The sequence below is a fragment of the Desulfobacter sp. genome, from assembly GCF_050177295.1.
Genome location: NZ_JBFXHE010000153.1, coordinates 1 through 9,472, shown reverse-complemented (window position 1 = coordinate 9,472; position 9,472 = coordinate 1). Strand labels below are relative to the sequence as shown.

Annotated in this window: 7 protein-coding genes; 4 read left to right on the top strand and 3 right to left on the bottom strand. The window is 50.4% G+C overall.

What is annotated here, in order from left to right:
• From AB7U36_RS12030 to AB7U36_RS12015, 4 genes are all read left to right on the top strand, one after another.
• A partial coding sequence (locus AB7U36_RS12030; RefSeq protein ID WP_428160016.1) for a hypothetical protein occupies positions 1-311 on the top strand: 311 nt, incomplete at its 5' end.
• Positions 304-1,416: a multiheme c-type cytochrome gene (locus AB7U36_RS12025; protein WP_428160015.1), complete on the top strand. Its 1,113-nt coding sequence runs from the start codon at positions 304-306 to the stop codon at positions 1,414-1,416. The genes AB7U36_RS12030 and AB7U36_RS12025, both read left to right, overlap by 8 nt.
• A 22-nt stretch (positions 1,417-1,438) precedes the next feature.
• Positions 1,439-3,538 (top strand): TonB-dependent receptor plug domain-containing protein, encoded by a 2,100-nt coding sequence (locus tag AB7U36_RS12020; protein WP_428160014.1) that lies wholly within the window; start codon positions 1,439-1,441, stop codon positions 3,536-3,538.
• Between the two features lie 15 nt (positions 3,539-3,553).
• Positions 3,554-7,561, top strand: a complete 4,008-nt coding sequence (locus AB7U36_RS12015; RefSeq protein ID WP_428160013.1) for an acyl-CoA dehydratase activase — start codon at positions 3,554-3,556, stop codon at positions 7,559-7,561.
• Positions 7,562-8,022: 461 nt separating this feature from the next.
• Here the strand turns inward: AB7U36_RS12015 and AB7U36_RS12010 are convergent, their stop codons facing one another.
• The 3 genes from AB7U36_RS12010 to AB7U36_RS12000 form a co-directional block, all read right to left on the bottom strand.
• Positions 8,023-8,310 carry a hypothetical protein gene (locus AB7U36_RS12010; RefSeq protein ID WP_428160012.1) on the bottom strand — a complete coding sequence of 96 codons (288 nt, stop codon included), beginning with the start codon at positions 8,308-8,310 and terminating at the stop codon, positions 8,023-8,025.
• Between the two features lie 63 nt (positions 8,311-8,373).
• Positions 8,374-8,982 carry a hypothetical protein gene (locus tag AB7U36_RS12005; RefSeq protein ID WP_428160011.1) on the bottom strand — a complete coding sequence of 203 codons (609 nt, stop codon included), beginning with the start codon at positions 8,980-8,982 and terminating at the stop codon, positions 8,374-8,376.
• Positions 8,982-9,428, bottom strand: coding sequence for a hypothetical protein (locus tag AB7U36_RS12000; protein ID WP_428160010.1), 447 nt, complete (start codon positions 9,426-9,428; stop codon positions 8,982-8,984). The genes AB7U36_RS12005 and AB7U36_RS12000 overlap by 1 nt, the downstream gene beginning before the upstream one ends.
• Positions 9,429-9,472 lie beyond the last annotated feature (44 nt).

Genomic DNA, 9,472 nt, shown 5'->3' with positions numbered 1-9,472 from the left:
GAGGGCTTCCCGGGGGGCGGTTCAACCGGAGAAATCTGCTTTTTTACAATGCCCCCATTGATACGGATATCCGGTTTACCCGGTTGGACACAAACAGACAGGTCGGCGTCAACTATCATCCTGAAAAGGCGGTAAACCCTAAAGCCATCCTGATGACCGCCATTGGTCCGAATGCTACACCGGAAGACAAGAAGACTTTCCCAAGTCGATTTCAGAATATGGTCAAACAATTGTTTGACCAGCCGGACCGGGTGATTGAAGTCATTGAATTTTCGGCCTCGTTCCAAAAGGATAGGGATTCCAATGAATAAAAAGCAATTTTTTGTAATTGGGATACTGGTAACGGTATTTCTTGCCCATTGGATACAGGCGGCCTTTGCCCGGACCAATGCCGCCTGTGAATGCATCGAGTGCCACCGGAAACTCAACCCCTCCCTGGTTAAAGATTGGGAGCTGTCCAGTATGGCGGTATCCGGCATGGATTGCACCCAGTGCCACGGTTCGGCACACACCAATGAGACCGATTCAAAAAAGGCTGTCATGCCGAATATCAAGGTGTGTGGGACGTGCCACAAAGATCAGGCAAAACGGTTCACCATGGGCAAACACGGCAAAGCCGAAGTCGCACTCTCCATCTCCGCCATGGGAAAAAAGGTAAAAGCCCATGCTCCGGGTATTTTTGATAAATCCTGTGCCACCTGCCACAATAGCATCTGCAAGGACGGAGGGCAGTGCAACGCCTGTCACGGCAGCCACAGGTTCTCCGCCCGGGAGGCGCGCAAACCCGAAGCCTGTCTTCCCTGCCACATGGGCAACCACCCCCAGTATGAAGCCTATGGAAATTCAAGGCACGGCGCCTTGTACCGCGCCCGGGGGCTGGACGGAAGCGTGCCCACATGTGCCACCTGCCATATGCCGGGCGGGGATCACATGGTCAAAACCAGTTGGGGCTTTTTTGGGGTTCGGGGCGAAGAACCTGATCCACAGGTTGCCGCCGACCAGGCGACCGTCAAAGGTGCCGTGGAAATGCTCGGTCCCATTCTGGCCCCGGACAGCTTCAGGCCTGATATGGCCGAATGGACCGAACACCGAGACAATATGGTCGAGATCTGCAGCCAATGCCATGCCAAATCCCGGGTCCGGGAAAATCTGGCCGCCTGTGACGACATTGTTGCCCAGGCCAATCACCTGGCCGCCGGATTCATTAAGTCTGCGGACAAACTTAAAGAACAGGGAATTCTGGATCAAAAGGAATATTTCTGGCTTATCCGGGACAAGATGCACGCCCAGCGGATGGGCATGTATATCAGTGCATTTCATCAGTCTCCCGAAGGCGTCCTTTTGGAGCTGATCCATTTCAAGCGGGCCACCATGGCGATTCAAAAGCAGCAATCTGAAAAGATAAATTTAAAATAGAGAGCGTTAAAGGAGGCTTCAGATGAAAATAAAAAAGACGGCCTGCCTGTATGCGGCACTACTCATCTCCATGGGTTCCGGCGCAGCTCTGGCAGAAAAAGCGGTTCGGCAAGAAACCCTGGTGGTCACCGCAACAAAAACAGAAAAAGAGGCGGATGGCCTTACGGCATCAGTGGATGTGATCACAGCAGAGGATATAAAAATGATGGGCGCATCCACCCTGAAAAACATCATGGAAAAAACCCCGGGCCTGACCCTGCAATATGGCCAGTTTGCCCATGCAAGCTCTAAATCCAAGAGCACCATCTCCATCCGGGGCATGGGAGGCAACGGCACGCTGTTGCTCATTGACGGCAGGCGCATAGCAGGAGAAACCCAGAGTACCTATGAAATGGACAGAATTCCTGCCGGCATGATCGAGCGGATAGAAATTGTTAAAGGCCCCATGAGCACCCTTTACGGATCAGATGCCCTGGGCGGGGTGATCAACATCATCACCAAAAAGGCCGGCCGGGAAAAATTTGCCATGGATATGGACGTCTCCACAGGGATGAACGACCAGGGAGACTCAGAGTCATACAAGGCCGGCGTCAATGCCCGGGGGCGGGTGGGAAAATTGGGGTATTCCCTTTATACCAATTATAATAAGACCCGTCCCTATACGGAAACCGAGACCTATTCATCAAAGGCCCTGAATCCAAAAACCAGCATGCCGGTCACATCGGATCCCCAGCACGGAGAAACCGGAGAGGTAGACGTTTCTTACCGGGACGCCTCGGAAGTTTTTTCCACAGGGATTTCCCTGGATGCCGATTTGACAGATGCCTTAAGTGCACAGGCGGGTCTGAACTACTTTGAAGAAAACCGGGAGGGGACTTACACCGGCGGATTCAAAAAGGCACGGCCCGGACAGACCCCGTCCGCCGTCATGGTTCTGGATACCCCCGTGGATTCCCAGGACGACAACAAAAGAATAGATGCCGATACCTCTATCAAATATAAATTTACGGATACCCTGACAGGCCGGATAGGGGCCTACCGGTCGGAGTATGAAAAACGCAACAAGACCAGAGCAAAGAATTTTACGGCAACCACGAACACTAAATTCAGTGCGGATGTGGATATCACCGGATATGAAGGGGAGGCGACCTGGGCAGCAACCTCGGATCACCTTCTGGTGGGCGGTGCCGAGTACCGGGAAATATCGCGGGATTCTGCCGCCATCAATCCCGATCCCACAAGTTACGAGTTTGTAAACGACACACAGCGCTTTAAAGCGGCTTATCTCCAGGATGAATGGCAGATCACCCAAGACCTGAATGCCATATTCGGTGCCCGGTACGATGACATGTCCGATGCTGACAACAAAGCCACTTTTAAAGCCGGACTGGCCAAACAGTTTTCTTCCATGTTCAAGATCCGTGTGAACTACGCCGAGGGCTACCGTGCACCGGACACCGCAGAACTTTATGTGGTCGCTCCGACACCGGGCGATATTCCACGGATCGGGGCTGAGGCTGTATACGGCACCAAGACCACAGTGCATGAACTGAACCCGGAATTTTTAAGAAGCTACGAGCTTGGAATCGGCGGAGACTATCAACGTTTCAACTACGAGGTGGTACTCTTCTACAACGATGTCAGCGATAAAATTGAAATCGAACGGGTGGACGTTGACAATGACGGAAGTGACGATTACCAGACCTATGTGAATAAACCGGATGTTGATATCAAAGGCGTTGAGCTGAACCTGGGATATGATTTCGGACATGGGGTCACTGCCGATTTCAATTGGACGGAGCTTTCCACCGAAGACGGTGAAACCGGAGAAGATCTACTCTACAACCCGGACCGGACATTTTCTATTGGCGTGGACTATCAGGTCACCCAGACCCTTTGCCTTTCACTTACGGCACGGCATATCGGCAGCCAGTACAAAAGCCAAACGGAAAAAGTCGGTTCCTACCAGCTTGTTGATATCAGTTTTCTCAAACACTTTGGCAGCAAACAACAGTATGAGCTATACGGCGGCGTAAATAATATTCTGGACGAATCCGTGGACAAGTCACTGGGATCAAATACAGGCCCCTATATGTTTGCCGGTATGCGCGTTCATTTTTAAGGAGAGTATAAAAAGATGACCGTTCCTGTTTTTGGTGTGGATATGGGTGCCAGTGTCGTCAAACTGGTAATTCTGGATGCGGATAAACGCATGGTGTACTCTATATTTCAAAAGCATTCAGGCGATCCGGGCGGCTGCCTGAAAACCCTGTTTTCTGAAATCGTTTCAAAATTCCCAAGAATACGGCTGGGAATGACCGGCAGCCTGGCAGAACCCTTTGCCGAACAGATTAAAAAGGCGGCTGCAGGGCAATTCGCAGGGGACAGGTGCGACACGTCGCAGGTAGACGGCAGGACATCGGGCCAAAGTGTTGTGCTGGCGGATATGGTGCCGGCTGCAGTGGAAGGGTGTCTTGCCATGGCTCCCGGCGCCGGGTGCATCATGGAGATCGGTGCGGCCCGGGCAAGTTTTATTACCGGCTTTTCAAAAAAGGACGCCTCGCGGGTGAGGTTTTTTTTCAACTCAAGCTGCGCGGCCGGTACGGGCTCTTTTCTTGAGGAACAGGCCCAGCGCCTTGCCATACCGATTTCCGGACTGTCCGGGCAGACGCGGCAGGCAACAAAGGTGCTGCCCATTGCCGGACGCTGCTCTGTGTTCTCCAAAACCGATATGATCCACTTGCAGCAGGATGGGGCTGAAACGGCGGACATTCTCCTTGGCCTGATCCATGCCATGGTTAGAAACTATAAGACCAACGTGGTCAAGCGCAATCCGGTTTCCCCGCCGGTGTTCCTGGCCGGCCGGGTCATGGAAATCCACGGGATGCGCCAGGCTCTGGCCAAAATCTTCAACCTGTCTGCCGATGATTTCCTTTTGGATACACAACATACCTACGCCAACGCAATGGGGGCGGCCCTTTCGGTTCCCGGGACAGCACAGGTACTGGAATTGTCACGGATCTGCCGGTTTCCGAATGCGGGAATGCCGGGATCAGAATCCCAAGGCACGATGCTCTCTCTGGCCGGTTTCGGGGAAAACGATCAGGAAGGGCTGCACCCGGTTAAAATGCCGCACCCTCCTGTAACAGGGCATCTGGGTGTGGATGTGGGCTCCACATCCACCAATCTTGTGCTCATCAGCCCGGACAAACAGGTATTGCACTGGCAGTACCTGCGTACCCGGGGCACCCCGGTGGAAACAGTACGTTCGGGCATGGAGAAATTCAAACAGCAGATGGGAAAGGATTTTTCCCTTTTGTCCATAGGGGTGACCGGGTCCGGGCGCTATCTGGCCGGCAAATCCATCGGGGCGGACCTGGTGGTCAACGAGATTACGGCCCAGGCCGAAGGTACCCTGTTCCAGCATCCGGAGGCAGACACCATCCTGGAAATCGGCGGCCAGGACGCAAAATTTATCCGCCTTGAGAACCAGGTGGTGACGGATTTCGAGATGAACCGCATCTGCGCCGCCGGTACCGGCTCATTTCTGGAAGAACAGGCCAAAAAAATTGGGGTGGATCTCCGGGAGTTTGGCCCCCTTTCACTTAAATCCGCAGCCCCTCTGGATCTTGGGGAGCGCTGCACCGTATTTATTGAAGGGGCGCTCTCCAAGGCCCTGGGCCGTGGAGAGGCCAGGGCCGACATCGTGGCGGGCCTGGCCTACAGCATTGTTAGAAATTACCTGACCCGGGTGGCCGGCGACCGTCCCCTGGGAGACCATATTTTTCTCCAGGGCGGTATCGCCCATAACCAGGGGGTCGTCAATGCCTTCCGATCCCTTTTGGGCCGTCCGGTGACCGTCGCCCCCTACTTCAGCGTTACCGGCGCTCTGGGGGCGGCACTTCTGTCCAAATCCAGGTATGAATCCGGTATCATCGGGGATTTTCCCGCAAGTACAAGCACCGATACTGCCGGGACCCGCCGGAGTGCCTCACAAAACCATCAGGAACCCTTGGAACAGGCGCCCGATATCTGGGCCCAGTCCCGGGATTTGTTTCTTAAAGGCTTTGAACCCAACCGGTTTCCCAACCGTCCAACCATCGGCATTCCCAGAGTCCTGTTTCTGCACAAGCTCTTTGTGCTGTTCAACCGGTTCTTTACAGAGCTTGGCTTCAACGTTCTTCTTTCTGATCCCACAAACAGGGAGATGGTAAGCAAGAGCAGGGAGACCGCTTTAGAAGAAACCTGCTACCCTGTAAAACTGATTAACGGCCATGTGGAGGCGTTGCTTGAAAAAGGAGTGGATTATATTTTTCTTCCCCGGGTATTCACCATGAAGCATACCGGTTCCTGGACAAGAAAAGACTACGGCTGTCTCTATTTTCAAACCGCAGCCAAACTGACCGAACATGCTCTGAATCTTAAAGGCAGGGGCGTCACACTGCTCAGTCCTCAGATTTCATTTAACTTCGGCACCAAGTACATTGCCCAAACCATCCTGGACCTGGGAAAAACCCTGGGCAAATCAAAACTGTCCACCATCCGGGCCATGCAAAAGGCCGCTTTTACCTTTATGGGGTACAACCGCAGCCTGGTCCGCCTGGGCAAATCCTTTTTATCATCCATACCTGCAGGCGTTCCCGTTTTTGTTATTATCACCCGGCCCTATGGTATGAATGACCCGGTGCTGAACATGTCGGTGCCGGAGCACCTTTCTGCCATGGGACACCGGGTTATGCCCTTTTTCGTTCTGGAAGCCGAAGAAGAAGGAATGGACAAAGATTATCCCAATCTCTACTGGCCATTTGCCCAGCACATTCTTGCCGGTGCCAGAAAGATTCGGCAAACCCCTGACCTTTTTGCCGTCTACCTGACCAATCACGGATGTGGTCCGGACACGGCCCTGCTTCATATTTTCCGCAGGGAAATGGCAGGAAAACCCTTTCTCCACCTGGAGGTGGATGAACACAGTTCAAAGGTGGGCATCATCACCCGGCTGGAGGCCTTTGTCTTGAGTTTTGACAAAAAAACTGTTTCCGAAGTACGCCCGGATAAACCAGGCCGTCTGCTCTGTTCATTGGACAAAGACCGCCCCCTGGCCATTCCTTCCTTGTTTCCCTTTTCTGAACTGGCCTGTGCCGTTTTGAAAACCAAAGGGGTCCGGGCCAAGCTTCTGGGTCCAACTGACTCAGACAGCCTTGAGCAAGGCAAGCAGCTGAGTGCCGCCAAGGAATATCTCTCCTTTGTCAGCCTCATGGGGGATGCCAGAAAGCAGGCTATGACAGGCCAAACAGGGTCCATTCTCATCCCCCAGACCGAAGGCGCAGAAGTGGAAGGGCTTTATGCCCAGGTTATTGCATCCCTGCTTGGAGATGATTTTCCCGGCACACGCATCTATGCCCCCTTTTTGGAGGATGCCGTTCTGGCCCCGGATTTTTTTTCACAATTTTTCCTTCCTCTGGTGGCGGGTGACATTGTTCTGGCGGGTCCGGTCCGGGACCGAAAAACGACCCTGAAACAGGTAATTGCATCCATAGACCGTCTGGATGAAGATGCTGTGGTTGATCTTGCCGTCCGTACAGCCGCCTTTGTTGCTCCGGTTCCGGATGAATTAAAGCTTCTGGTTACAGGTGAGCCGGCTGTGGTTTTCAATCCCTTTAATCACCAGTTTTTTACGGATACCATTCCGGGCCGGATCTGTTGGCAGCCTCTCTGCGAAGTGCTTTATCTGTTATGGAAAGACTGGAACCGCCGCCCAGATCATCCCGAAGTCCGTAACCGTCTTGACCAGTGCCGGCAACTGATGATCAGGGTGGCCCGCGCAATGGGGGCCGCAGGCGCCTTTGAGCCAGATCCTGAAACCCTGCAGGCTGATGCCGACAATATTTTACCGCTTTTTTCCGGCAGCAACGGGCGCTACCGCCTGGCCAAACGATTCACCCGGACAGCCCCCAACGGTATTCTTGAAATTGCATCAGCCTACGAAAATACAGGTATTATCGCAAGACAGCTTGGCGATGCAATACCCAACCCGATTCCGGTGCTCAATCTGGTCTTTGACGGTAGCAGCCATAATGGGAACAAGGAACTGCTGCAAAATTTTATACATTATATTAATCCGAAATCAAACCGCATATCTAAATAGAATTTTTTCAGTGCCTCGCCATTTTATTGCCTGATCGAGATATCGCACAGCTCCCATTTCAAAGTTCTTCTTGTGTGATCCCTCCATAGACGAGTGCTCAATATAACATTTATTGCCCAGTGCCTGATTCCTATTAATCTGAATTTTTCCTAAGCGTTGAATAATGGTATCAATGTTCTCCAACCCTGATCCGAAAACACGCAGGATTACCAGGCGTAATGTTGTGTTTTGGCCCATTTAAACCGGCCCGGGTTTCAACTCTTTTTTCTTTTTCTTTTTTGGTTTTCGTTCCAGGTATCCCAATCATATGTGAACTGATGAACTTCAGGTAACGGATATCCGAATATAACACCCCATAAATCTGCCGGGATCTCATATTCATATTTTTGTATGAACTGGATAATCTTGGGAAACCTTGAAATGAACACATAAGCGTTACGCATCCCACGGTCTGGTAAACTCTAAAGATCAAATCCTTTTCTGGTCCTTATGGTAAACGCATATGGATACCCTGAAAGGAACTCATATACTTCAAGGATCTTTTTCTTGGTTCCAGTGAAAATAAAGTCCAGGACTGGTTTTTCCAGTCGGTCAATCAGTTCAAACCGTTCGAGATCCTCAAACCCTGTGTGAAGTATGCCTTCATATTTTTGTAAAATAAGATCACCAAGGTGGGGTCTTTTAATTACAGGCTCCCCTGGGTTGCCTATTCCGATTGCATTTTTCATTGTTCCTGTAGCATGTGCCATATTGAACCACCAAACTATTTTTTATCCTGCATATGTTACAATATCCAGTTTAACCGGCATCTGTCATCCGATGACATGTTTAAGTTTTTTGAGTTCTTCAAAACGATCAACAAGTTCTTTGCCATTTGAGACGGACAATAGATCAGGAAACCAATCCTGAATATTTTGAACTTCAGCATTTGGAAATTCAAAATCCTGAAAAATAGTCTTGTGAAGCCCGGTGTCCTCATCTATCCAGACTACTTTTAAAAAAGGAGCCTGATGTCCGTACCTAAATAATTTTTGAAAAGCTGTGTTTTCCGACAGGGTGACTTCTATCCAAGATCCATCTGGCAACAGATAATCCGGATTATAAAAGTCATGAGTTCTTAGCTTCAAATCTTTATGCTTTGCCGAAAGAGTAACATACCATGGGTCAGGCTTTACATGCTTAAATACTGGTTCTGGTTTATAATTTATTCCAAGAAGGTCGAGTGCTTCCTTTACCAATTCTTCAAAAATCCTTCCCCTGGCGCCGGTTCTGTATATTTGTTTCAGTTCGTCAATACGGCCTTCCATGAAGGTGTCAATAATTTTGTCCCATTTATTTTTATTCTTTGGGGTAGGTGGCTCTGAAAATTGAATGGGCTCTCGTTTTTTACAACCCTGATCCTGGAAACCGGAAAAAAACATTAAACTTCCTCACGGATGACTTTATCACCAACTGTCTTAATGAGTTGATCCAGTATCTTGGCATCCTTATCATCGGTTGGTCTCCAGGAATTTAGAAGCGCCCGTTCATTGTCATCGTCAAAACTTATATCGGATATCACAACTTCTGTATATTTCAGCCTGGGGTCTCCTTGATGGTACGGCCAGACTTCAAAAACACGTAGGTTGGTTATCTTCAATTTAAATCTTTCACAAATTCTCGGGACAATGTATTGAATACAGTTGGTTGTCGGGACACCTGTATCTTCGCCTTGATCGATTAGGGTTATCCAGGTGACCTCGGTAGTTGCTTCTTGAGCAATGATCAAATGACAAAATGAATCCATAAGGTTTGGATCGTTCTGTTCCCGTTCGGTCCCTGAACCTTTCCAGTTATAAATGGCTGAATATGTGACTTTAAAATACATGGTGAATCTGAATTTTTAACCGTGAATAATTTTAACCCTGCCAA

Bases quoted from the DNA above. Each gene is read 5' to 3' on its own strand.
- AB7U36_RS12025 (WP_428160015.1), top strand. From the start codon at position 304: ATGAATAAAAAGCAATTTTTTGTAATTGGGATACTGGTAACGGTATTT.
- AB7U36_RS12020 (WP_428160014.1), top strand. From the start codon at position 1,439: ATGAAAATAAAAAAGACGGCCTGCCTGTATGCGGCACTACTCATCTCC.
- AB7U36_RS12015 (WP_428160013.1), top strand. From the start codon at position 3,554: ATGACCGTTCCTGTTTTTGGTGTGGATATGGGTGCCAGTGTCGTCAAA.
- AB7U36_RS12010 (WP_428160012.1), bottom strand. From the start codon at position 8,310: ATGGCACATGCTACAGGAACAATGAAAAATGCAATCGGAATAGGCAAC.
- AB7U36_RS12005 (WP_428160011.1), bottom strand. From the start codon at position 8,982: ATGTTTTTTTCCGGTTTCCAGGATCAGGGTTGTAAAAAACGAGAGCCC.
- AB7U36_RS12000 (WP_428160010.1), bottom strand. From the start codon at position 9,428: ATGTATTTTAAAGTCACATATTCAGCCATTTATAACTGGAAAGGTTCA.